General features: G+C 72.6%; 21 protein-coding genes. 13 read left to right on the top strand and 8 right to left on the bottom strand.

All coding sequences use genetic code 11. The annotated features are described in order from the left end of the window. The first annotated feature begins 174 nt into the window (after positions 1 to 174). The 3 genes from wecB to OHA30_RS14925 all read left to right on the top strand — a co-directional run bounded on the left by wecB (position 175) and on the right by OHA30_RS14925 (position 3,595). Positions 175 to 1,332 carry a non-hydrolyzing UDP-N-acetylglucosamine 2-epimerase gene (gene wecB, locus OHA30_RS14935; protein WP_328914330.1) on the top strand — a complete coding sequence of 386 codons (1,158 nt, stop codon included), beginning with the start codon at positions 175 to 177 and terminating at the stop codon, positions 1,330 to 1,332. A 34-nt stretch (positions 1,333 to 1,366) separates the two neighbouring features. Then, positions 1,367 to 1,543, top strand: coding sequence for a hypothetical protein (locus OHA30_RS14930; protein ID WP_328914329.1), 177 nt, complete (start codon positions 1,367 to 1,369; stop codon positions 1,541 to 1,543). A gap of 663 nt (positions 1,544 to 2,206) precedes the next feature. Further along, positions 2,207 to 3,595, top strand: a complete 1,389-nt coding sequence (locus OHA30_RS14925; protein WP_328914328.1) for a glycosyltransferase — start codon at positions 2,207 to 2,209, stop codon at positions 3,593 to 3,595. Positions 3,596 to 3,652: 57 nt separating this feature from the next. On the opposite strand, the gene OHA30_RS14920 is transcribed toward OHA30_RS14925, so the two are convergent. Further along, positions 3,653 to 5,533 (bottom strand): serine/threonine-protein kinase, encoded by a 1,881-nt coding sequence (locus OHA30_RS14920; RefSeq protein ID WP_328914327.1) that lies wholly within the window; start codon positions 5,531 to 5,533, stop codon positions 3,653 to 3,655. 135 nt (positions 5,534 to 5,668) lie between these two features. After that, the gene (locus OHA30_RS14915; protein WP_328914326.1) at positions 5,669 to 7,000 is read right to left on the bottom strand and encodes a tetratricopeptide repeat protein; all 1,332 of its coding nucleotides are present in this window, start codon (positions 6,998 to 7,000) and stop codon (positions 5,669 to 5,671) included. Between the two features lie 303 nt (positions 7,001 to 7,303). Here OHA30_RS14915 and OHA30_RS14910 point away from each other — a divergent pair, with 303 nt between their 5' ends. Together OHA30_RS14910 and OHA30_RS14905 are read left to right on the top strand one after the other, a co-directional pair. Further along, positions 7,304 to 7,573 carry a hypothetical protein gene (locus tag OHA30_RS14910; RefSeq protein WP_328917866.1) on the top strand — a complete coding sequence of 90 codons (270 nt, stop codon included), beginning with the start codon at positions 7,304 to 7,306 and terminating at the stop codon, positions 7,571 to 7,573. Then, on the top strand, positions 7,566 to 8,174 hold the full coding sequence (locus OHA30_RS14905; RefSeq protein ID WP_328914325.1) for a DUF6879 family protein: 609 nt from the start codon (positions 7,566 to 7,568) through the stop codon (positions 8,172 to 8,174). The genes OHA30_RS14910 and OHA30_RS14905 overlap by 8 nt, the downstream gene beginning before the upstream one ends. Positions 8,175 to 8,274: 100 nt before the next feature. Here the strand turns inward: OHA30_RS14905 and OHA30_RS14900 are convergent, their stop codons facing one another. From OHA30_RS14900 to OHA30_RS14880, 5 genes are all read right to left on the bottom strand, one after another. Beyond that, positions 8,275 to 9,264 carry a hypothetical protein gene (locus tag OHA30_RS14900; protein WP_328914324.1) on the bottom strand — a complete coding sequence of 330 codons (990 nt, stop codon included), beginning with the start codon at positions 9,262 to 9,264 and terminating at the stop codon, positions 8,275 to 8,277. Positions 9,265 to 9,275: 11 nt separating this feature from the next. Continuing rightward, positions 9,276 to 9,986 carry a hypothetical protein gene (locus OHA30_RS14895; RefSeq protein WP_328914323.1) on the bottom strand — a complete coding sequence of 237 codons (711 nt, stop codon included), beginning with the start codon at positions 9,984 to 9,986 and terminating at the stop codon, positions 9,276 to 9,278. 194 nt (positions 9,987 to 10,180) lie between these two features. Next, complete coding sequence (locus tag OHA30_RS14890; protein ID WP_328914322.1) at positions 10,181 to 10,567, bottom strand: toxin-antitoxin system, toxin component, PIN family protein; 387 nt, start codon at positions 10,565 to 10,567, stop codon at positions 10,181 to 10,183. Next, the gene (locus OHA30_RS14885) at positions 10,557 to 11,213 is read right to left on the bottom strand and encodes a DUF433 domain-containing protein (protein WP_328914321.1); all 657 of its coding nucleotides are present in this window, start codon (positions 11,211 to 11,213) and stop codon (positions 10,557 to 10,559) included. Before OHA30_RS14885 ends, OHA30_RS14890 begins: the two co-directional genes overlap by 11 nt. Positions 11,214 to 11,302: 89 nt before the next feature. Further along, complete coding sequence (locus tag OHA30_RS14880) at positions 11,303 to 11,776, bottom strand: ATP-binding protein (RefSeq protein WP_328914320.1); 474 nt, start codon at positions 11,774 to 11,776, stop codon at positions 11,303 to 11,305. A 308-nt stretch (positions 11,777 to 12,084) separates the two neighbouring features. Here OHA30_RS14880 and OHA30_RS14875 point away from each other — a divergent pair, with 308 nt between their 5' ends. Together OHA30_RS14875 and OHA30_RS14870 are read left to right on the top strand one after the other, a co-directional pair. Then, the gene (locus OHA30_RS14875; protein WP_328914319.1) at positions 12,085 to 12,936 is read left to right on the top strand and encodes a helix-turn-helix domain-containing protein; all 852 of its coding nucleotides are present in this window, start codon (positions 12,085 to 12,087) and stop codon (positions 12,934 to 12,936) included. A 9-nt stretch (positions 12,937 to 12,945) separates the two neighbouring features. Beyond that, positions 12,946 to 13,137: a hypothetical protein gene (locus OHA30_RS14870; RefSeq protein ID WP_328914318.1), complete on the top strand. Its 192-nt coding sequence runs from the start codon at positions 12,946 to 12,948 to the stop codon at positions 13,135 to 13,137. A gap of 120 nt (positions 13,138 to 13,257) precedes the next feature. Here the strand turns inward: OHA30_RS14870 and OHA30_RS14865 are convergent, their stop codons facing one another. Continuing rightward, complete coding sequence (locus OHA30_RS14865) at positions 13,258 to 13,632, bottom strand: toxin-antitoxin system YwqK family antitoxin (protein ID WP_328914317.1); 375 nt, start codon at positions 13,630 to 13,632, stop codon at positions 13,258 to 13,260. Positions 13,633 to 13,826: 194 nt separating this feature from the next. Here OHA30_RS14865 and OHA30_RS14860 point away from each other — a divergent pair, with 194 nt between their 5' ends. The 6 genes from OHA30_RS14860 to OHA30_RS14835 all read left to right on the top strand — a co-directional run bounded on the left by OHA30_RS14860 (position 13,827) and on the right by OHA30_RS14835 (position 20,760). Continuing rightward, the gene (locus tag OHA30_RS14860; RefSeq protein ID WP_328914316.1) at positions 13,827 to 14,990 is read left to right on the top strand and encodes an NAD(P)/FAD-dependent oxidoreductase; all 1,164 of its coding nucleotides are present in this window, start codon (positions 13,827 to 13,829) and stop codon (positions 14,988 to 14,990) included. A gap of 81 nt (positions 14,991 to 15,071) precedes the next feature. Further along, complete coding sequence (locus OHA30_RS14855) at positions 15,072 to 15,386, top strand: (2Fe-2S)-binding protein (RefSeq protein WP_328914315.1); 315 nt, start codon at positions 15,072 to 15,074, stop codon at positions 15,384 to 15,386. Between the two features lie 31 nt (positions 15,387 to 15,417). Beyond that, complete coding sequence (locus OHA30_RS14850; protein ID WP_328917865.1) at positions 15,418 to 16,941, top strand: NAD(P)/FAD-dependent oxidoreductase; 1,524 nt, start codon at positions 15,418 to 15,420, stop codon at positions 16,939 to 16,941. A gap of 347 nt (positions 16,942 to 17,288) precedes the next feature. Beyond that, the gene (locus OHA30_RS14845) at positions 17,289 to 18,197 is read left to right on the top strand and encodes a dihydrodipicolinate synthase family protein (protein ID WP_328914314.1); all 909 of its coding nucleotides are present in this window, start codon (positions 17,289 to 17,291) and stop codon (positions 18,195 to 18,197) included. A gap of 146 nt (positions 18,198 to 18,343) precedes the next feature. Next, positions 18,344 to 19,345 (top strand): proline racemase family protein, encoded by a 1,002-nt coding sequence (locus tag OHA30_RS14840; protein WP_328914313.1) that lies wholly within the window; start codon positions 18,344 to 18,346, stop codon positions 19,343 to 19,345. Next, a complete protein-coding gene (locus OHA30_RS14835) occupies positions 19,342 to 20,760 on the top strand; it encodes an aldehyde dehydrogenase family protein (protein ID WP_328914312.1) in 1,419 nt (472 codons plus the stop codon). Before OHA30_RS14840 ends, OHA30_RS14835 begins: the two co-directional genes overlap by 4 nt. Positions 20,761 to 21,128: the final 368 nt, after the last annotated feature.

Raw genomic sequence — 21,128 nt, 5'->3', positions numbered from 1 at the left:
CCTGCTTTGACCCGATCTGAGTTCACATAATCATTACAATTTCATTGCGGCGCCATCCCAACGGACAAGCACGGCCATAGCGAACTTAATGTGTGTCCCGTCATGACTGCACCACCGGCGCCGCGCGGTTCTGACTCCTAGAAGTTCTTGCGGCGCCCCGCACCAGGAGCAGGAATGGGCAGGTCGGGTCGGGTCGGAGGCGGGCTCGGCGGCACATCTGCCGGTGACATAGCGTTGGTGTTCGGTACGCGTCCTGAGATCATCAAGCTGGCCGGCATCGCCCTCGAACTCGGCGGCCGGGCCCGGCTCGTCCACACCGGACAGCACTTCGACCAGGAGATGTCGGGGGCGTTTTTCGCCAACTTCGACCTCCCGCAGCCCGCCGTGCACTTCGCCGCCGCCACCGGGCCGTGGGGCCGGGGCCACCAGATCGGCAGCCTGATCTCCGCGCTCACCAGGGAGTTCACCGAGCGCCCGCCCGCCGCGGCGATCGTCCAGGGCGACACCAACAGCACCTCCGCGGGCGCCCAGGCCGCTCACTACTGCGGGGTGCCGGTCGTGCACGTCGAGGCCGGGCTGCGCTCCGGCGACCGGACCATGCCCGAGGAGATCAACCGGCAGGTCGTCGGCGCACTCGCGGACCTGCACTGCGCGCCGACGACGACCGCCGTCGCCAACCTCGTCGCCGCGGGCGTGGACCCCGGCCGGATCAGGCTCACCGGCAACACCGTCGTCGAGGCCACGCTGCGTTCGCTGCCCGACGAGGCGGGCGGGCGCGCGCTCGCCGCCCGCCACGGCCTGTCCGGCGACTACGTACTGGCCACCGTCCACCGCCCGGAGAACTCCGACGACCCGGTGCGGCTCGCCCGGCTGCTGGAGGCGCTGGGCGGGCTGGGCGTACCAGTGCTGTTCCCGGTGCATCCGCGCACCCGGCGCAGGATCGAGGAGTTCGGCCTCGGGCCGGCCGCCGAGGGTCTGCTGCTGACCGATCCGGTGGACCACCCGACGTTCCTCGGGCTCGCCGCCCGGGCCCGGCTGCTCGTGTCGGACTCCGGCGGCATTCAGGAGGAGGCCACCGTCATCAAGAAGCCGCTGCTGGTGGTGCGTACCAGCACCGAGCGGCCGGAGGCCGTCGAGGCGGGGTTCGCCCGGCTGGTGGAACCCGGGCCCGCGCTGCTGGCCGCCGGACGGCGGGTCCTCGCCGACCCGGGTATCGAGGCGGCGCTGCGCGAGGTGCCCTCACCGTACGGAGACGGCACCGCCTCCGCCCTGATCAGTCGGCTGACGACCGAGTTGGCCGATGGGCGCGGCCCCGGCCGCGCCGCCGCGTAGAGACACCACGAACCGTACGAGGGGAGGAAGAAGGATGTATGGGAACGCAGGCAAGGGGGCGGTGACCACGGGGACCGTGGTCGCCGGAGCCCAGCTCGCCCACACCGGATTCGGACTGCCGGGCATGGCGCTGACCGTGCTGGCGATCGGGCTCGTCCTGGGCGGTCTGCTCATGATGCGCTCGGCGCGTGTGGCACGGGCCAAGCGGTGACGCGCTGACGCGCGGTTCAGGGGGTTCGCCGGTGCCGTGCGCACCGGCGGGCCCGCGTCCCGCGAGGCGCGCCCCGCGCGGGGTGTCTCGGCCGCGAGCGGCGTACGGCGAGCGGCGCCGGTCCGCGGTCCGCGACGGACGGCGTCACGCCGGTCGTGCCACGGAATCGCGGTCCCGTCCCGGACCGCGGAACGCCGGTCGTGGCCGGGCGGTTGACGCCGTCGGCTCGGTCGCGGGTCGCCCGGGCGGCCGGTGCCGTTGCCGGCAGGCGGCCTCGGTGCCGTCGAGTCCGGTGGCTTCGGGCAGCGGTTCCGCGCCGGACCGGCGGTCCCGTCCCGGACCTCGGAACGCCGGTCGGGCCCGGTCGGCCGAAGCCGTGCGGCCTCGGTCCCGGGTCGCCCGTGCCGGCCGGAGCCGTCGTCGGCAGGCGGCCTCGGTGGCTTCGGGCAGCAGTCCCGCGCCGGAGTGCGGAACGCCGGTCGTGGGTGCCGTCGGGGACGCCGCATCCCGGGGCTGCCCGGAGTGCCCGTACCCGTCGCCGCCGACGTGCCCGGGCGGTGGCCGGCGCCGCGCGCCTCCGTAGCGGCGGCGCCGAAAAACGTGTCGTGATCGTCCGCTCAGCCCAGGAACCGTAACCGTGCCCGGAAAGGCCCCGTACCGCTCATGCTCCTCGCCTCGGCACCGGACGACTCCGGCATGCTGCACGTGCTCTCCCAGTTCTCCGTGGCGCTGAGCCTGATCTTCCCGGTCTATCTGCTGCTGCTGATCCTGCCGCTGCTGATGCGGCGCACCCGCAGGCCCGGCCACGCGGACGACTACACCTGGCATCTGTTCGTCCCCTGCCGGGACGAGGCGGCCGTCATCGGCGACACCCTGCGCTATCTGCGGGCCGCCTGCCCGACCGCGCACATCTGGGTGATCGACGACGACTCCGACGACGCCACCGGCGACATCGTCCGCGGCCGCGCGATCCACGACCAGGGCATCCACCTCGTCCAGCGCCGTCGCCCGAACGCCCGCCAGGGCAAGGGAGAGGCGCTCAACGCCGCGTACCGCGCCCTGTGCGCCTGGGTGCCCGAGGGCGTCGACCGGCGCCGGGTGATCGTCGGGGTGTTCGACGCGGACGGCCGCCCGGCCCCCGGCTGCCTGGACTTCGTCGCGGCCCGGCGGTACTTCGGCCGGGCCGACGTCGGCGCCGTCCAGATCGAGGTCCGGATGATGAACCGGACGCAGCACCGGCCCGACCCCGAGGCCGGCGCCGTACGCAACTTCGTCGCCCGGCTGCTGATCCGGATGCAGGACCTGGAGTTCCGCGCGCCGGTCGCCGCGCTCCAGCACGCCCGCAAGGCGTCCCGCTCGGTCTGCCTGGGCGGCAACGGCCAGTTCGCCCGGCTCGCGGCCCTCGACGACCTGGACGCCGAGTACGGCCGCCCCTGGACCGGCCGGCTCCTCGAAGACTTCGAACTGGGCATGCACCTGCTGATGGTCGGCTGGATCAACAGCTTCTGCGCCGAGACGTACGTCGAGCAGGAGGCGCTCTTCGACCGCAAGCGCTTCTTGACCCAGCGGACCCGCTGGGCGCAGGGCGTGATGCAGTGCTTCAAGTACATCTGGCTGGTCTGGAAGTCCGACCGCATTCCCAACGTGGGCTTCCTCGAACTGGCCTTCTTCCTCGCCCAGCCCTGGCTGCAACTGATGGCCGCCCTGCTCTACCCCGTCCCGATGGTCATACTCGGCGCCTCCTACCTACGGCACCCGCAGGCCGCCGTGGACTATCTGGCGGGCGGCGGGTGGGTCGGCATCGCGCTCTATCTGGTGATGGCGCTCGGCCAGTTCGTGCTGTGGGGCCCGGTCTACCGGCGCAAGTGCGAGCCCGACAGCGGGTTCTGGCAGTCGATCGGCTGGGGCCTGGCGTACCCCTTCTACCTGATGTTCCTCTACGTCGTCTCCTGGCGCGCGGTCGGCCGCATCATCACCCGCAGGAACGGCTGGGCCAAGACGCGGCGCAACGCGGACCGTACGGTGAACGGACCGGTGGCCAAGGAGGCGTGACGGCGGCGCCCGGTGCCTCGGTCGACGCCCCCGGCGCCTCGGTCGACGCCCCCGGTGCTACGCCGACGTCGCCGCCGCGCGGGCCAGATCCGTGGCCAGGGCGCTCAACTGCTGGGCGGAGCGCGAACCGTCGCCGACCACCACGTTCACCGTCTCGACCTCGGTGTAACCGTCCCGGACGGTGAAGGAACGGTGGACCACCTGCACCTTGGCGGTGTGCGGGCCCTCGTCGTCCGGCGGGGCGATCACCGCGCTGTGACCGGCCAACTCGACGGGCGTGCCGTCGGCCGCCGTCGGCGTCGGTCCCCGGTCGAAGAACAACCGCACCCACAGATCGCTGGTGGTGCTCCGCCACGAACAGTCCCAGCGCCCGAACCCGGCCTCCGGATCGCTCGCGTCGACCCCGGGGACGGCCTCAAGCGCTCGCGGGGTGAGCAGCGCGCAGGCGTCCCGGTTCGCCAGCGACTCCGCCGGAAGGGGCGGGGATCGCCGGGGCGTACGGCCCCCGGCGGGCACGTCGTTGAGCACCTTGGTCGCGCTTCCCACGGCGACGTCGGCGATCCGGCACAGCGCGGACACCCCCGCCCGCGTACCCTCGACCGGCTTCGCGGTGATCGTGACGTAGGCGTCGTCCCCGGCCGGCAGCAGCGTACGGTCGCACTCGCCGCCGTCCGGCGGGCCCTGCGCCACGCTGACCCGGCCGGTGGTGGTGACCGGGCCCGCGAGCTCCGGCCGACCCCCGTCGCCGAACTCGACCTCGACGTCCACCACCGCGTCCGGCGTCGTGTCGCGCAGGTCGCGCAGGATGACGTCGCACCGGTCGAAGTTGCCGTAGGCGGGTTCGAGCACGGGCCGGCCGAAGCGGCTGAGCGCGGCGGAGTCGGTCAGCGCGCAGGGGTCGGCCGTACGGTGGTCGCCGATGACGGAGGCCGAGGCGGCGACATCGCCCCCGCGTACGGTGCCCAGCGCCCACGCCCAGGCGCTGCCCCACGTACCGGCCCAGGCGCCCGCCCAGACGGCGAGGGCCAGCGCCGTGACGGCCACCGCGACGGCCGCGATCCGCTTCCGGCCGGACCGGTCGGGCGTCCCCGGCGCGTCGTCGGCCCTGGTGATCCGCGGGTCGCCCGGGAGCGGTGGGAGGTTTTCCGGCGGACCGGCCACCGTACGCAGCAGTTCACCGGCCTCGGCCGCGGTCGGCCGGTCCTCGGCGGCGGACCGCAGCATCGCCGTCAGCGCCTCGCGCAACGGCCCGACGCCGGGGTCGACCACGCACTCGGCGGCCTCCTCGCCCTGGTACACCTCGTACCGCGGCGGCCGGCCGGTGACCAGCGTGTGCACCATGGCCGCGAGCGAGAACACGTCCGAGGCCGGTTCGGGGCTGCGGTGGAGCCAGACCTCGGGGGCGGCGTAGCCGGGGGTGTAGGCGACGCGGCCGGCGCGCCGCCCGGCGGCCGGGGTCACGCCGCCGAACCGGTAGGCGGCGCCGAAGTCCGCGAGCTTGGCGGCGCCGTCGGCGGCGAGGACGACATTGCCCGGCTTGACGTCGCCGTGCACGACGTCCTTGGTGTGCAGTGTGGCCAGCGCGCCCGCGATCTGCGCGCCGATGCCCGCCGCGAGCGCCGGGGGCAGCGGCGGCCGTCCGTCCAGGCTGCCGCCGGGCGCGTACTCCATGACCAGCCAGGACGTGGCCCACCGGTAGTGCCCGACGCGCACGGCGTCGTACAGGGTCACCACGTGCGGATGGCTGACCCCACCCAGGGCGTGCGCCTCGGTCCGCAGCCGGTCGAATCCGGCGGCGCTGTCGTCGGCGCCGCGGACCCGCTTGAGCACGACATAGCGGCGCAACGCGTCGTCATGGGCGAGCCAGACCTGGCCGCTTCCTCCGCCGAGGTTCTTGGTGAGGCGATAGCGCCCACCGATCTTCGCTCCCAGGCGCACCGCCCCGCCCCCCTCACCCGTGCCCGGCCCCGCTCCGCGTCGGCCGTGACCCGGGCCGCGGGCAAGCCCACTCACCGGCTCAACGAGCACCCCCACCCCGGGGTACCGGGCCGCGCCCCAAGCGACCGCCGGTGATCAGGCGGTGCCCCGGCCCGCGGCGAGGGTGCGGAGGAGGTCGCGGCCGGCGAGGGTGAAGGGATGGCCGTGGCCCAGGCTCTGTTCGCGGTGGGCGACGACCTCGGTCATCAGAGCGATGCCGGCTTCCGTGTGCCCCAGCGCCGACTGGGTACGGGCGTGGAGCTGGCGGGCCGCGAGGGTGATGGGGTAGTCGGGACCGAAGCGTCGCAGATAGGACCCGGTGACCTCCTCGATCTCGGCGTCGGCTTCGGCGAAGCGGCCCAGCAGGAAGAGCGCCCAGGCACGGTTGTGACGAGCGCCCACGGTGACCGTGTGGTCGGCGCCCAGATGCTCGACGCACTCCTCCGGCAGGGAGAGCAGGGCACTGTCGTTCTCGCCCTCATCGCCTTCTTGGGCGCTGGTGCTGGTGGCGCCGCCGCCGAGTTCGGCCGAGGTCAGCACGGCCAGCAGGCTGGACCGGGAGCGCAGCGTCAGCGGGTGCCGGGCGCCCAGCGCCGCCCGACGTCCCGCCGCGGTCGAACGGTGGAACGCCAGCGCCTCCGCGCGCCGGCCGAGATTGCCGAGGACGAGAGCGAGCCCGTGGGTGCTGTCGAGCGTGTCGGGGTCGTCCGGCCCGAACAGCCGCGCCTGTGCGGCGTGCGTACGGCGGAGCAGCGCCTCGGCCTCGGCGTACCTGCCCAGCCGGAACAGCGCCCGGCCGGTCCTGGAGTGCGCGGCCAGGACGACACGGTGCTCGGCGCCGAGCGTCCGTTCCCCCAGCGCGGCGGCGGTCCTGACGGTCTCCCAGGCGGACAAGTAGTCGCCGGTGCGGTGCAGCGCGACGGCCAGCCGGGTGGCAACGGCCAGTACATCGGCGCTGCCCGGCGCCCCGGCGAACCGCCGCAGCAGGGCCAGGACATGCGGTGCGAGCAGCCGTAACCGCGGGTCGTACGGCCCGGCGTCCGGTACGGCGGGCACGGCGGCGTCGAGCAGCCGTACGGCCGTCGCGTCGACGGCGGCGGCCTCCTCGGGCGGTGTGGCCGCGGCGACGCTGTCGAGCAGCACACCGTGGCTGCGCGCGCAGCGCACGGCGCCGAGGTCGACCAGTTCGGTCAGCGAGTGGTCGAGCAGGGCGCGCAGCGCGGTCTCCGTACGCGGGCGGGGGAATCGCCCCCGCCACTGCGCCCGCAGCTCGTCCAGCGTCTCCTGGTCACCGGCAGTGCGCGCGGCCCGTACGTCCTCGTTCGAGGCGTCCAGTTCGGCGGCCACGTCCGCGGCCCGGGCCGGCTGGGCGCCGCGCCACAGCCGGGTGATGCGCTCCCGGGCGAGTTGCCAGGCATCGGTCGCCATCAATGTGACCAATGCGGTTCCGGCGCCCTGAGTGAGCGAGGTGATCTCTGAATCCGCGGCTCCCCCTGTGTCGGATGACCTGATCGCATCGGTTGCGAGGTGTGGGTGGATTCGATCAGTCTTCCGGTCGATTATTATCGCACCTTCGGCCTTGATTGGGGCAAGAGACAGCCGAGAGCGTACAGTTCATCGACAGAATATGCCAAATGGCTAATTTCTTTCGCATCGACGTGCGGAACATGGCTCATCCGACTGTTCAGTGATACGGTCGTTGCGTTTTTGATCGAGCCGGAGGGGATGGCTATGACAAGGCCATGGGAAGCGGACCCGGGGACGAAATTTCTCAGGCGGCTCGGCAGGTCGCCTCAGGAACTGGGCGTCACGACGGACAGTCCTGACTGTCCTGACCTGTGGGAGCTGGAGAACGGCGACATCGCCGTCATCGGCAGGGACCTCACGGGCTCGCTCGGCCGACAGTTGCCCACCGGCGTCTCGATCGGAGCCGACGAGCGACTCGTCGTCATTCCACGGAACATGTTGATCGCGGCGAAACCGGATATCCCCAGTGTTTGATTCCTTCTCCAGCGGTGTCCCCGAACGGCTCGATCGTCCGCGCTACCACGAGGATTTCTACCGCGTTTTCAAAAGTGGCATCCGCTACCAGAACAAACTGGAACGCGGCCAGCATTTCAAAGAACGTGGCTTCGCGAGCTGGGAATCCTTCGCCGCCGGCCGGTGGGACGAGGCGCTCTCCCTCATCGAGGAGAAGCGTGACGTCTACGCCCGGCAGTTCGAGGAGGCGGACGGCCTCGGCGTCGTGCAGCGCCGACTGCGAGTGGTCGAATTCCCGGTGACCCCGTATGTCCAGTGGGAGTTGCACGTACTGCGGCTTCGGGTGGAACTCGGCGACGGCATCAGGGTCATCGACGCCAGGACGATCGCGGACATCGAGCAGGACCGGCACGTCCCCGAAGTGGTGATCCTCGGGGACGTGGTGATGTACGAGGTGCAGTACGACGAGGACGGCAACGCCGCGGGTGCCAACCGCTTCACCGACCCGGCGCTGATCGCGGAGACCTCGGCCGGCTTCGACACGCTCTACGAGCGCGGCGAGGAATTCCTCGCCTTCTTCGACCGCGAGATCGCCCCCCTCGGCCCACCGTCGGTCGGCTGAGGCAGTCGGCGGGCTTCCGCATGCGGCTCGGCCGGGCATGCGGGCCGGTTGCCCGGCGCCGGGGCGGCCCCGGCCGCCCCGGAGGCGGGATGACGGGCGCTCAGTGGTTGACGGCCTGGTATTCCCGGACGTGGACATCCTGTTGTGTGTCGAAGTCGCCCTCGGCGAGGTCACCGCCGGTACCGCCGCTTCCCCTCCATGAGACCTTCCACGTGACGGTCGCGGTGAGCGCGTACGTACCCTGCCCCGAAGAGCGCAGATACGTCAGGCCGCACGGCGGAGTCCTGTTTCCGTCCCCGGTCACGTACTTCTCACCGACGGAACCGTCCTTGCCGATGGGGCAGTTGCCGGACGCCGGGTGGAGTTCGGCGTCCGGCGTGCCCGCGTCCAGGCGCAGACCGACCGGTGTCGCCGTCGTGGTGGCCCAGATGTTCAACGACCGCAGCCGGGCGGTGACCGAGACCGGCTGGATGTCGGCACTGTCGAGCCAGGCCCAGGTGGGGGCGTTCACGGTCTGCGGGATCGCCGCGTCGGGCGAGAGGGAGACGACCTTGTCCGGGATACGGATCCGGTCGTATGCGGACTGGGCGAGGATCTCGGGCGTCACGGCCGGCCCCGCGGGCGGTTCGTCACCATTGAGCACCCAGTCGTCCCGCTCCTTGAAGCAGCTCAACGAGGCCGGGTCCGCCAGGCGGTTGGGGTTGGGCCTGCCGTTCCACCACATGCCTTTGTCGGCGTTGGCGATCTCGAAGTCCTTGTGCGGATGGCCGTTCACGTAATAGTCCCGCTGCTCCGCGTCCCACACGTACCCGGTGGACTCGCTCGCCCACGTCGACTCCCGCTCGTCCTTCAGCTCGTCCGGCGTCGCGACGGGCGCCATCCAGCACGCGGGCGGCGTCCACCCGCCGACCGCGGTCAGCGGGTGCCCGGGTGGCACGTCCTTGGGGTCGTAACTGACCTCGTACACGCTCGCGCCCAGCGTGTGATCGTGGTGGGTGCCGTTGGTGACGGTAGTCGTGCTCCGGCCGGCCGACGCCGTACCGGCCGAGGTCACCACCAGGAGGACGGCCGCAGCCGATCCCCACGCCATCAACCGACCACTCAGCGCTTGCATTTCGGGGCTTCCAGGACCGTGATCTTCGACGCCTGCCACACGCCGTTCGACGCGTTCCTGAAGAGCAGCAGATTGTACTGGTAGTAGTCCTTGATGCTCGGCGTCGTCACAAGCACCTTCCCGGTCTTGACCTTCTTGCTGTAATTCTTGGTCTGGTCCTCGCAGAAGCTGAGCGTCGCGGACCCGCTCCTCACCACGGTGACTGTGGCCGCGTAGTAGCGGTCGAGACCAGTGGGGGCCAGGTCCTCGTCGATGTTCTCCGTGATCTGCCCTTGGGCGTATGTGAACGCGTCGTCGCGTGAATAGAACCGGTACGCGGGGTCCTTGCGGTCATGCGAGGCGGCGGCTCGGGTGTAGGCGCGTACGAACTGCTCGCCGTCGTTCAGCACCGCGTCCTTCGTCACGTCCCCCGTCTTCGGCCAGTCGAAGGTCATCGTCAGGTCCTTCGGCAACTCGGTCGACGGCCGCTTCACGGTGTCGGTCAGCGAGGGCGAGGCGGAGGGCGCGGAGGGCGAGGCCGTCACGGACGGCGTGCTCGTGGCCGAGGACTGGATCTTGTCGGAACTGTCCGAGCCGCCTCCGCCGCAGGCTGTGAGCAGCAGGGCCGCCAACGCAGCGAGGGCGGCAGCGATGGGCAAGGTGGAGCGGGTCACGATGGAGCCCCCGTAAGTGGTCCGGTTCCAGGCAGTTGCGCGCACAGGCCGACACTACCGGCGCGGCCCATGGGGCTACAGGGACGTGCCGGTACCGGGTCCCGAACTCCGCCGCCGGGGATCAGACGGTGCCCCGGCCCGCGGCGAGCGTGCGGAGGAGGTCGCGGCCCGCGAGCCGGGCCCGAACCGGCGGGAGACCCACGCGGCCTGGGTCTGGACCCGGCAGCGCAGGAGATCCGTCACGGCCAGGTGCGGTCGATTCCGTCCCGTCCTACGGCGTAGGCGGCGGGGCCACCCTTGTCGATTGCCTGATGGATCGCGTTGCGGCACAGGTGAAGGCGCTCGACCATGTCCAGAGTGGGGAGTTGCTGGTTGTTGAGGTAGAAGAGGACGGCTGACCGGTCGAAAACCGGCTGGATCTCCTGGTCACGGGTCTTGATCCGACCGTCCTTCGACAAGGGGACCCAGCCCCGGTCCAGGCCGTGGGCGATCCATTCCGGGTCGGGGATGTCCTGGGCGTCCGCAGGGAACACCTCGTTGATGCGGTGGACCACCCATCCCAGGACCCTCAGTTCCTCCGCCACCCGCCGTCCGAGGTTCCTGTCGAGGAAGAACTCATGCGGCAAGACGCACCACGGCCCGGCAAAGGGCATCCACCTGGTCGGGCTCCATGTCGTACTCGTAAGCAATGTCCTCGACCGACTCCCCAGCTTCCCAGAGGTCGGTGACCGCCTTCACCGGCACCCGGTTGGCTGCCACGACAGGCAGGCCGTGGCCGAACCGGGGATCGATGATCACGGGGACGGTCTCTCCGTACTGACGGAGCTGAAGGCTGGAGGGGAAATCGTCGCCTGCATCCCAGGCGAGGTAGCGAAGGTACTGGGCGACGACCTCGTGGATGGGGGCCTGTCCGTCACGGGCGCGGCGCAGGTCACCGAGCCCGTGTTCGACGAAGATGTCCACGCCGTCGGTGGCGATTCGCCGGGACACGAGACCGTAAGGGGTGTCGAAGGCGTCCCGGACTGCCTCGGCGGCCTCACGGATCTGGCTCATCCGCAGCCCCATTTCCCGCAGCGACCGCAGGACATAAGCCTCCGCCACGGCGACGAACGGTACTGAGGGCTGGCGGGACCGTACCGGCTCCACCTGATGGACGAGCGGAGCTCCGGCGGCCTTGCCGTTCAGCCAGTCGTGCAGTGTGGACTGGGGAATCTGCAGATAGGAGGATGTCTCCGACTGTGTCAGGAGTCCGTCCCTGAATCTGTCGATCACGGCTGTCTCCTCCCGTTTCGCTCGGACATGGAGATCCTTCCACAGCCAGGCTGACATGCAGGGAAGGGCGTCCGCTTGTCGTGCCGTGATCAGCCGCCGTGGAGGGGGACGCCGGCGACGACGGATTTGCCGCGGACCGGGCGGGGGACGACGGCCCATGCCGCCGCGACGGCGTTCACCAGAAGCAGACCGCGGCCACCCTCCGCGTCCGGGGCGGCCGGGGTACGGGCCGGGTTTCCGACGCCGGGGTCGGAGACCGCGAGCCAGTAGTGCCCGTCGGCGGCCCACAGAATCATCTCAATCACCTCGTCGTCCTCGGCGCGGGCGCCGTGGGTGACGGCATTGGTGACGAGTTCGCTGGTCAACAGCCGCAGGCCATCGGCCAGCTGTGACCGGCAGCCATACGGCAGCGCCTCGCTGACGGCCCGCCGCGCCCGCCGTACGGACGCCGGGTGGGCGGGGAACGTCCAGTGGGACGGTACGACGGGGATCGGCGGTACGGCGGCTGACGCGGCGTGGCGGCCGGAGTCGGTCGGCCGCGGTCCGGACGGAAATCCGGGCATGACGGAACTTCCTCTTGGCGTTGGAGACTTGGGGGGCACGTACGGGTATGGGTACGTGCGTAGGCGTCTGCGCCGGGGCCCGCGTCGGCCCCGGTGGCCTGCCGCCCTGGTCGCGGGCGCACCCGTCCCAGGGCGGACGGGCACGCTCGCGCGGTGCGCTTCCGGAACCGCACTGCGTAGCTGCGCAGTACTGACGGTAGCGCGTTGCGTGACAGTGCACCACGATTCTCGTGACAATTGCCACGATAGAGTTGGACCAAGGTGGCCCTGGCAAGCCAGACTGGACCCGATCAGTCAGAGAGGACCGCATGCCCACGCGAAGCACTCCTACGCAGCGACAGCGCCGGTTGGGCGCGGAACTGCGCAAACTCCGCGTTGCCGCAGGTGTGAGTACCGAATACGCGGCCGGGCTGCTCGGGCTGGACCGTACGAAGATCGCGAACATGGAGTCCGGTACGCGTATCACCAGCCCCGACCGGGTACGCACGCTGACCAGCAACTACGACTGCGCGGACGAGGCTTACGTCGAAGCGCTCGTGGCCATGGCCGGCGACCGCGAGCGCGGGTGGTGGGAGGAGTACCGAGGAGCCCTCCCGTCGGGCCTGCTCGACATCGCCGAACTGGAGTGGCACGCAGAGCGGGTGCTTACCTGCCAAACGGTGCACGTACCCGGTCTGCTGCACACCGACGAATACGCGCGGGCGATTTTCGGCGCGGTGCTGCCGCCGCTGTCCCGGCTGGAGATCGAAATTCGCGTGAAGCACCGTACGGAACGGCGGCGAGTTCTCGACGACGACATCGCACGGCCGTACGTCGGGTACGTCCATGAGGCGGCGCTGCGGATGCGGTTCGGCGGCCGCAAGGTCACCCGCGATCAACTGAAGTACCTCTGCGAGGCGTCGGAGCGCGAGCACATCACTCTGGGCGTCATCCCCGTCGATTGCGGCGCCTTCCCCGGCGCCGGGCACGCGCTTCTCTACGCCGAGGGGGCCGTACCGCAGCTCGACACCGTGCAGTTGGACTCCGCGCACGGGCCGGAGTTCACCCACGCCGACGCCCAACTCGCCAAGTACCGGGCCCACCTCGACTGGATGGCCGAGGCCGCGCTCGGCCCCGCGGAATCACGGGACTTCATCCACACCATCGCGCGCGAACTTTAAGGAGACTCGATGTCTGACATCACCTGGGAAGCTCCCTTCTGCGGTGAGGGCAACAACTGCTTTCGCCTCGGCACCGATGTCGACGGCAACGGCTACATCGCCGTGAACGGCCAGGAGGAGCGCCCCCTCGTTGACTCGCTGGACGCGCTGCGCACCCTGATCACGTCCATCAAGGCCGGCCAGGCCGACCACCTGCTGTAACCCGCCCGGGGCCGGGCCGCGCCGGTAGCAGTTTCGTGAGGACGACCGCGCGACTCAGCTGACCACGGGTGTTGGACGTGGGTCGTCAATCGGAATCACCAAACGATCACCGGTCATGGCTCACTCTAGGTCCGTGTCGAAGGAGCGCTCGTCGATCAGGCCGCCATTCTCCGACCAGCGCCTGATGGCGACGACGCCTCCGAGCCTCCCGCCGAATTCCTTCTCCTCCGCGAGCTGGCCGTTCTTGTGCCAGGAACGCCACAGGCCCGTGGGCAACCCGCGCTCCACGAACCCTTCGAACTCCAACTCCCCGTCCGGGTACCACCCCTTGGTGGGGCCGTCCTCCAAGCCGCCGCGGTAGGTGGTCAGAGCGACGACGACTCCGGTTCGAGGGTTTTCTTCGTACGTCTCACCGGTGAACAACCGCCCTTGATACGTGACCGATTGGTCAAGTTCGGCGTCCAGATCAGGATCGTCAACATTTACGCGGATCATGAAAAATCTCCAGGTATGAGCAGGTCGTCGCCCGGTGGCCACCCGGGAAATCGGCCGGCGGCGCTGGTGACGTCACCGAGTACCTCGTGGCAGTCGGCACAGAATGGCGGACCCTGGCGCTTCCGCGCTTCCGCAGCCCACGCCGGGCCGGGGCGCGCCTTGGCTTTCGGATGGCAATGTGACATGTTACTGAGGTGAAGCGTTCTGTCGACGTCGTGATCGTCGGCGCCGGTGCGGTCGGCGCCGCCTGCGCGTATTACGCCGCGCGCGCCGGGCTCCGGGTCGCCGTGGTGGACCGCGGCGCGCCCGCGGGCGGGACCACCGGGGCCGGCGAGGGCAATCTGCTGGTCTCCGACAAGGCCCCCGGGCCCGAACTCGAGCTGGCGCTGCTGTCCGCCCGCCTGTGGGGCGAGCTGGCCGCCGCGCTCGGCCCCGCCGCGCCGGAGTACGAGGCCAAGGGCGGCCTCGTCGTCGCCTCCGACGAGCCCGGCCTCGTCGCCCTCCGCGCCTTCGCCGCCGCGCAGGCCGCCGCGGGCGTACAGGCCGACGAGGTGTCCGCCGACCGTCTCACGCACATCGAGCCGCACCTCGCGCCCGGCCTCGCCGGGGCCTTCCGCTACCCGCAGGACGCCCAGGTCCAGCCCGCGCTCGCGGCCGCGCACCTGCTGCGCGCCGCGCGCGACGAGGGCGCCGTCGTCCACTTCGGCGAGACCGTGACCGCCGTGCCGACCGCCGCGGACGGCCGGGTGCTGGGCGTACGCACCTCCCGCCGCGAGCTGCCGGCCGCCGCGGTGGTCAACGCCGCCGGAGTCTGGGGCGGCGAGCTGGCGGAACTGGCCGGTGTACGGCTGCCCGTACTGCCCCGCCGCGGCTTCGTACTGGTCACCGAGCCGCTGCCGCGGGTGGTCCGGCACAAGGTGTACGCCGCGGACTACGTCGCCGACGTGGCCAGTGACTCGGCGGCCCTCCAGACCTCGCCGGTGGTGGAGGGTACGCCCGCGGGCCCGGTGCTCATCGGGGCCACCCGGGAGCGGGCCGGGTTTGACCGCACGCTCTCGACCGAGGCGGTACGGCGGCTCGCGGCGGGGGCGACCGCGCTGTTCCCCGTACTGGCCGGGGTGTCCGCGATCCGCGCGTACTGCGGTTTTCGGCCCTATCTGCCCGACCATCTGCCGGCGGTCGGGCCCGATCCGCGGGTGCCGGGGCTCTTCCACGCCTGTGGCCACGAAGGCGCGGGCATCGGGCTCGCCCCGGCGACCGGGCTGGTGATCGCCCAGGCGCTCACCGACGAGACGCCGGCGGTCGACCTGAGGCCCTTCCGCCCTGAACGGTTCGCCGCCGCCGCGGCCTCGGCCTGACCCCGGCCCACGACCGTACGGGAGCCCAACGCCCCCGCCCCCGACCCGAGTTCTGACGCAGCCATGAGTAAGGAGAGCACCTTGCCCCGTACCCCCGCCGAGCTGGTCGCGGCCGAGCCCGGCCTCGCCGTGTCGTTCGAGTTCGACGGCCGGCCGGTCACAGCCCTGCCCGGGCAGACGATCGCCGCGGCGCTGTGGGCCGCGGGCGTGCTGTCCTGGCGTACGACGCGCGTCAACGCCCGGCCGCGCGGGGTCTTCTGCGGCATCGGCACGTGCTTCGACTGCCTGGTCACCGTCAACGGCCGTCCCGGGCTGCGGGCTTGTCTCGTTCCGGTCCGGGCGGGGGACACGGTCACCGTTCAGGAAGGACACGGCCGTGCCGAACTCGCCGTCTGAGCCCGTCGAATCGGCCGAGCCGGCCGTGCCCGTGGAAGAAGCGTTCGCGCAGACGTCCGCGCAGCCCTCCGCCGAGCGCGAGCGGCCGTACGACCTCGCCGTCGTCGGCGCCGGACCCGCTGGGCTGGCCGCGGCCGTCAAGGCGGCGGACCTGGGGCTGAGCGTCGCGCTGGTGGACGCGGGCCTGCGGCCGGGTGGCCAGTTCTACCGCCACCCGGCGCCGGAGCTGGGGGCCGCCAAACCCGAGGCACTGCACCACCGTTGGGGTGCCTTCACCGCTCTGGCCGTACGGTTCGCCGCGCACCGCCGCGCCGGTGCGGTCCGGCACGTCGCGAACCACCACGTGTGGACGGTCGAACGCACCCCGGACGCCTGGACGTTGCACACGGTGGCCGTTCCCGGCACGGAGAGCCGTACGGACGAGGGGGATCGTACGGGCGTGGCAGCGGCCGCGTCCCCGGTCGCCCTGCCGGCCCGCTCCGTGCTGCTCGCGACGGGCGCGTACGAACGTCAACTGCCGTTCCCCGGTTGGACCTTGCCCGGGGTGGTCTCGGCGGGCGGGGCGCAGGCGATGCTCAAGTCCGGCCTGGTGCTGCCCGGGAGCCGGATCGTGGTCGCGGGCAGCGGACCGCTGCTGCTCGCGGTGGCCGCGTCGCTCGCCGCCGCCGGGGCCGAGGTGCCCGCGGTGATCGAGGCCGCGGGTTATCTCGGGTACGGGCGGCATCTGCGGGCGCTGGCCGGTGATCCGTCGAAGTTCGTCGAGGGCGGGGGGTACGCGGCCACGCTGGCGCGGCACCGTATCCGGGTACGGACCCGGGCCGCCGTGGTCGAGGCGCACGGGACGGACCGGGTGCGGGCCGTCACGGTGGCCGAACTCGGCCCCGACTGGCAGCCGTTGACCGGACGGCGGCGCCGGATCGAGTGCGACGCGGTGGCCGTCGGGCACGGGTTGCTGCCGCAGCTCGAACTCGCCACCGCGCTCGGCTGCGAGACCGGCGGGACGCCGGACGGGGCGGTCGCCGTGACCGTGGACCAGGGGCAGCGGACCAGCGTCGACGGCGTCTGGGCGGCGGGCGAGACGGTCGGGGTGGGCGGGGCCGAACTGGCCATGGCCGAGGGGGAGTTGGCCGCGTTGGACATCGCGGCGGTGCTGCGGCCCGGCGGGGGCGGGGCGGTGGTGGACGCGGTGCGGCTTCGCCGCAGGAGGGCGCGGCTGCGGGGGTTCGCGGACGTGATGGGCGCGGTGCACGCGCCGGGGGCGGGCTGGACGGGGTGGGTGTCGGACGAGACGGAGGTCTGCCGCTGCGAGGAGGTGTCGGCGGGGCGGGTCCGTGAGGCGGTCGACGAGCTGGGGGCGGGCGACGCGCGGACGGCGAAGCTGCTGACCAGGGCGGGGATGGGGTGGTGCCAGGGCCGGATGTGCGGGCCCGCGGTGGCGGCGCTGAGCGCGCCGGGCGCGGCGCCGGCGGCCGACCGCCGCCCGCTGTCGTGCCCGGTCCCGCTGGGCACGCTGGCGGCCCTGCCGCCACGGGACGCCGAACACCCGGCCCCATGAGTCCCGCCTCCCGCAGGGCCACCCACCACCTCGGGCCGCGCCCCTCCCCGCCGCCTCGGGCCTGCCGGGCGGTTGGGCCCCCGGCTCCTGTCGGTTGGGCGTCCGGGCCGCCCCGGCCCCCGCGCTTCGGGCCGCGCCCGGCACACGTGCCTCGGTCGCAACCGCCCCGGGCCGCCGGCCCGACCCCGCCCGGCCCGGCCCCGCGCGCGGCATCTGCGGGCCACCGGCCCGACCCCGGGCCTCCGCGCCGCGAGGGCGGGCCTTGCTGGTCAGGTGGGCCGGATGGCCGGTTGTAGTGGCCATACATACTCTGTACAATGTCACACCTCACTACAAGGAGGCTCCTCATGGCCACAGCCCAGCCCGGCCGCGCCCACCCCTGGCGCGGCGTCATGGTCGCCACCGCGCTGCCGCTGCGCGACGACCTCTCCGTCGATCACGACGAGTTCGGCCGGCATGTCCGCCGGCTCGTCGAGGCCGGGTGCGACGGCGTCGTGCCCAACGGCTCGCTGGGCGAGTACCAGACCCTCACCGACGACGAGCGCCGCCGCGTCGTCCGTACCGCAGTCGAGGCCGCGGGCGACGGCTCGCGGGTGATGGCCGGCGTCGCCGCGTACGGCAGCGCCGAGGCCCGCGGCTGGGCCGAGCACGCGGCCGAGGAGGGGGCCGGCTCCGTCCTGCTGCTGCCGCCCAACGCCTACCGCGCCGACGAGGCCTCGGTCCGCGCCCACTACCGCGAGGTGGCCGCCGTCGGTCTGCCGGTCGTGGCGTACAACAACCCCTACGACACCAAGGTCGACCTCACGCCGCGCCTGCTCGCCTCGCTCTACGAGGAGGGCAGCATCGTCGCGGTCAAGGAGTTCACCGGCGATGTCCGCCGGGCCTACGAGATCGCCGAACTCGCCCCCGGCCTCGACGTGTTGGTCGGCGCGGACGACGTACTGCTCGAACTCGTGCTGGCCGGCGCGGTCGGCTGGATCGCGGGCTACCCCAACGCGATGCCCGAGTCGTGCCTCGCGCTCTACCGGGCCGCCGTCGAGGGCGACATGGAGACCGCGCTGCCGCTCTACCGCGCGCTGCACCCGCTGCTGCGCTGGGACTCGCGCTCGGAGTTCGTCCAGGCGATCAAGCTGTCGATGGACGTCGTGGGCGTGTACGGCGGCCCGTGCCGCCCGCCGCGCACCCCGCTCCCCGAGCAGGACCGGGCCACCGTACGGGCCATCACCGAGAAGGTGCTGGCCGAGGGCCTGCGCTGAGCCGTAACCGGCAACCCGCACCAGGCAACCCGCACCAGGCAACCCGCGCCAGGGAACCCGCACCCGGCAAATCCGCCCCGCAGCAACACCGCAACACCGCAACACCGCCCCACCGCAGCACCCGACCACCGAGGAGATCCCCGCCGATGCGCAGCCGTCTGATCATCCACGCCGTGGACTCCCATACCGAGGGCATGCCCACCCGCGTCGTCACCGGCGGGGTGGGTGTGATCCCCGGTGCCACCATGGCCGAGCGCCGGGTGCACTTCATGCGGCACATGGACCATCTGCGCACCTTCCTGATGAACGAACCGCGCGGCCACTCCGCGATGAGCGGCGCCATCCTCCAGCCGCCCACCAGGGACGACGCCGACTGGGGAGTGGTGTTCATCGAGGTCTCGGGCTGTCTGCCGATGTGCGGGCACGGCACGATCGGGGTCGCCACCGTGCTGGTGGAGACCGGCATGGTCCCGGTGGTGGAGCCGGTCACCACCGTCCGGCTCGACACCCCCGCGGGCCTGGTCACCGCGGAGGTGCGGGTCGAGGACGGCGCCGCGCTGTCGGTGACCCTGCGCAACGTCCCCGCGTACAGCGTCGCCCTCGACCGTGAGGTGGACGTCCCCGGCCTCGGCCGGGTCCGCTACGACCTCGCGTACGGCGGCAACTTCTACGCGATCCTGCCGATCGAACGCGTCGGCCTGCCCTTCGACCGGGCCCGCAAGGACGACATCCTGCGGGCGGGGCTCGATCTGATGGCCGCGATCGACGCCACCGACCGGCCGGTGCACCCGGAGGACCCGGCGATCAGCGGCTGCCACCATGTGCAGTTCGTCGCGCCGGGCTCGGACGCCACCCGGTCGCGGCACGCGATGGCGATCCACCCCGGCTGGTTCGACCGTTCGCCCTGCGGCACCGGCACGTCGGCCCGGATGGCCCAGCTGCACGCCCGCGGTGAACTCCCGCTGCACCGAGACTTCGTCAACGAGTCCTTCCTCGGCACCTCCTTCACCGGCCGGCTGACCGGGGAGACCGAGGTCGCGGGCCTGCCCGCCGTACTGCCCAGCATCACCGGGCGGGCCTGGATCACCGGCACCGCGCAGTATCTGCTCGACCCCACCGACCCGTTCCCCGGAGGTTTCCAGCTGTGACCGTCGCCGCGCAGGACTCGCCCGAGGTCGTGATCTCCGCCAACCCCGCCGACCCCGGCGACCACCCCGCCGAGGTGCCCGCCGCCGGGCCCGAGGCCGTACGCCGGGCCGTGGCGTCGGCCAGGACCGCGCAGGCGGACTGGCTCACGGCGGGCGCCGCCGCCAGGGCCGCCGCCCTGGGCGCGGTCGCCGACGCGCTGGCCGCCGCCTCCGGCACCCTGGCGGCGCTGATCGTCCGGGAGGTCGGCAAGCCGGAGACCGAGGCCCGCGCCGAGGTCAGCCGTACGGTCGCCATCTGGCGCTACTACGCCCAGCTCGTCTACGACCCCTCCGGCGCCGTGCACGAACCCGCCGCCGGCGGTGGGCTGTTGCTCACCCGGCGCCGGCCGCACGGTGTGGCCGGGCTGATCACGCCGTGGAACTTCCCGCTGGCCATCCCGTCCTGGAAGGCGGCGCCCGCGCTCGCCGCCGGGAACGCGGTGCTGCTCAAGCCCGCGCCCGAGGCCACCGCCTGCGCGCTGCTGCTGGCGGAGTTGGTGGCCGACGCGCTGCCGGCCGGTGTGTTCACGGTGCTGCCCGGGGGCGCCCGGGAAGGGGCCGCGCTGGCGACCGAGGCCGACGTGGTGTCCTTCACCGGGTCGGACGCCGCCGGCCGGGCCGTGGTCAGGGCGGCGACCGCGTGGGGCATCCCCGTACAGGCCGAGATGGGCGGGCTGAACGCCGCCGTCGTGCTGCCGGACGCGGACATCGCCCGCGCGGCGGCCGACATCGCGGCGGCGACCGCCGGTTACGCCGGGCAGAAGTGCACCGCGACCAGCCGGGTGATCGCGGTCGGCGCGGCCCTCGACCCGCTGCGCGAGGCGCTCGCCGCCGCGCTCGCGGCGCTGCCCGCCGCCGATCCGGCCGACCCGGCGACCGTCTGCGGGCCGCTGATCTCCTCCTCCGCCCGCGCCCGGGTCACCGCGGTGCGCGACAGCGCGCTCGCCGCCGGGGCCCGCGCGCTGACCGGCGGCCGACGGGCGGCGGTGAGCCCCGGGCCCGGCTGGTATCTGGACCCGGTACTGCTCGAAGGGGTGCCGGCCGGCCATCCGCTGCTGGCCGAGGAGGTGTTCGGCCCGATAGCCGTGCTGCTGCCGGCCGCGGACCTGACGGAGGCGGTCACCGCGGCCTGCGGCGTACGGCAGGGCCTGGTCACGTCCGTGCACACCCGCGACCTGGACCACGCGCTGTACGCGGCCGAGCGGCTGGACACCGGCATGGTCCGGATCAACGCGCCCTCCACCGGGGTCGACTTCCATCTGCCGTTCGGCGGCGAGAAGTCGTCCAGCCACGGGCCGCGCGAGCAGGGCCGCCAGGCGATGGACTTCTACACCTCCACCCGGACCGTCTCACTGCTGCCCGCCGGTGCGCGGTGAGCCGCGTGACCGCGGCGGCGCGGTGAAGCGCGAAACCGGGCACGGCCCGGAGGGCTGGGGGAGCCGGGACGTCCCGGACAGCCGCGGGACCGCGGCGGCGCGGTGAGGTACGGGACCGGGCACGGCCCGGAGCGCTGGGGGAGCCGGGACGCCCCGGCCAACCGCCGGCCTGCGGCGGCGGTGAGGTACGGGCCTAGGCAACGCCCGGAAGGCTGGGGGAGCCGGGACGTCGCGGCCAGTTGCCGGCTCGCAATGCCGCGGTGAAGCGCGCGAACGGGTTCGGCCCGGAGGGCTGGGGAGCGGGGGTGTCCCGGACCGCCGTCGGACCTCGGCGGCGCGGTGAGGTACGGGTCCGGACACGGCCAGGA

It is taken from the genome of Streptomyces sp. NBC_00223 (assembly GCF_036199905.1).
GTDB lineage: Bacteria > Actinomycetota > Actinomycetes > Streptomycetales > Streptomycetaceae > Actinacidiphila.
This window is presented reverse-complemented; position numbering and strand designations above follow the sequence as displayed.

Bases quoted from the DNA above. Each gene is read 5' to 3' on its own strand.
- OHA30_RS14915 (WP_328914326.1), bottom strand. From the start codon at position 7,000: ATGGCGACCGATGCCTGGCAACTCGCCCGGGAGCGCATCACCCGGCTG.
- OHA30_RS14910 (WP_328917866.1), top strand. From the start codon at position 7,304: ATGACAAGGCCATGGGAAGCGGACCCGGGGACGAAATTTCTCAGGCGG.
- OHA30_RS14925 (WP_328914328.1), top strand. From the start codon at position 2,207: ATGCTCCTCGCCTCGGCACCGGACGACTCCGGCATGCTGCACGTGCTC.
- OHA30_RS14870 (WP_328914318.1), top strand. From the start codon at position 12,946: ATGTCTGACATCACCTGGGAAGCTCCCTTCTGCGGTGAGGGCAACAAC.
- OHA30_RS14840 (WP_328914313.1), top strand. From the start codon at position 18,344: ATGCGCAGCCGTCTGATCATCCACGCCGTGGACTCCCATACCGAGGGC.
- OHA30_RS14900 (WP_328914324.1), bottom strand. From the start codon at position 9,264: ATGGCGTGGGGATCGGCTGCGGCCGTCCTCCTGGTGGTGACCTCGGCC.
- OHA30_RS14845 (WP_328914314.1), top strand. From the start codon at position 17,289: ATGGCCACAGCCCAGCCCGGCCGCGCCCACCCCTGGCGCGGCGTCATG.
- OHA30_RS14930 (WP_328914329.1), top strand. From the start codon at position 1,367: ATGTATGGGAACGCAGGCAAGGGGGCGGTGACCACGGGGACCGTGGTC.
- OHA30_RS14875 (WP_328914319.1), top strand. From the start codon at position 12,085: ATGCCCACGCGAAGCACTCCTACGCAGCGACAGCGCCGGTTGGGCGCG.
- wecB (WP_328914330.1), top strand. From the start codon at position 175: ATGGGCAGGTCGGGTCGGGTCGGAGGCGGGCTCGGCGGCACATCTGCC.
- OHA30_RS14865 (WP_328914317.1), bottom strand. From the start codon at position 13,632: ATGATCCGCGTAAATGTTGACGATCCTGATCTGGACGCCGAACTTGAC.
- OHA30_RS14880 (WP_328914320.1), bottom strand. From the start codon at position 11,776: ATGCCCGGATTTCCGTCCGGACCGCGGCCGACCGACTCCGGCCGCCAC.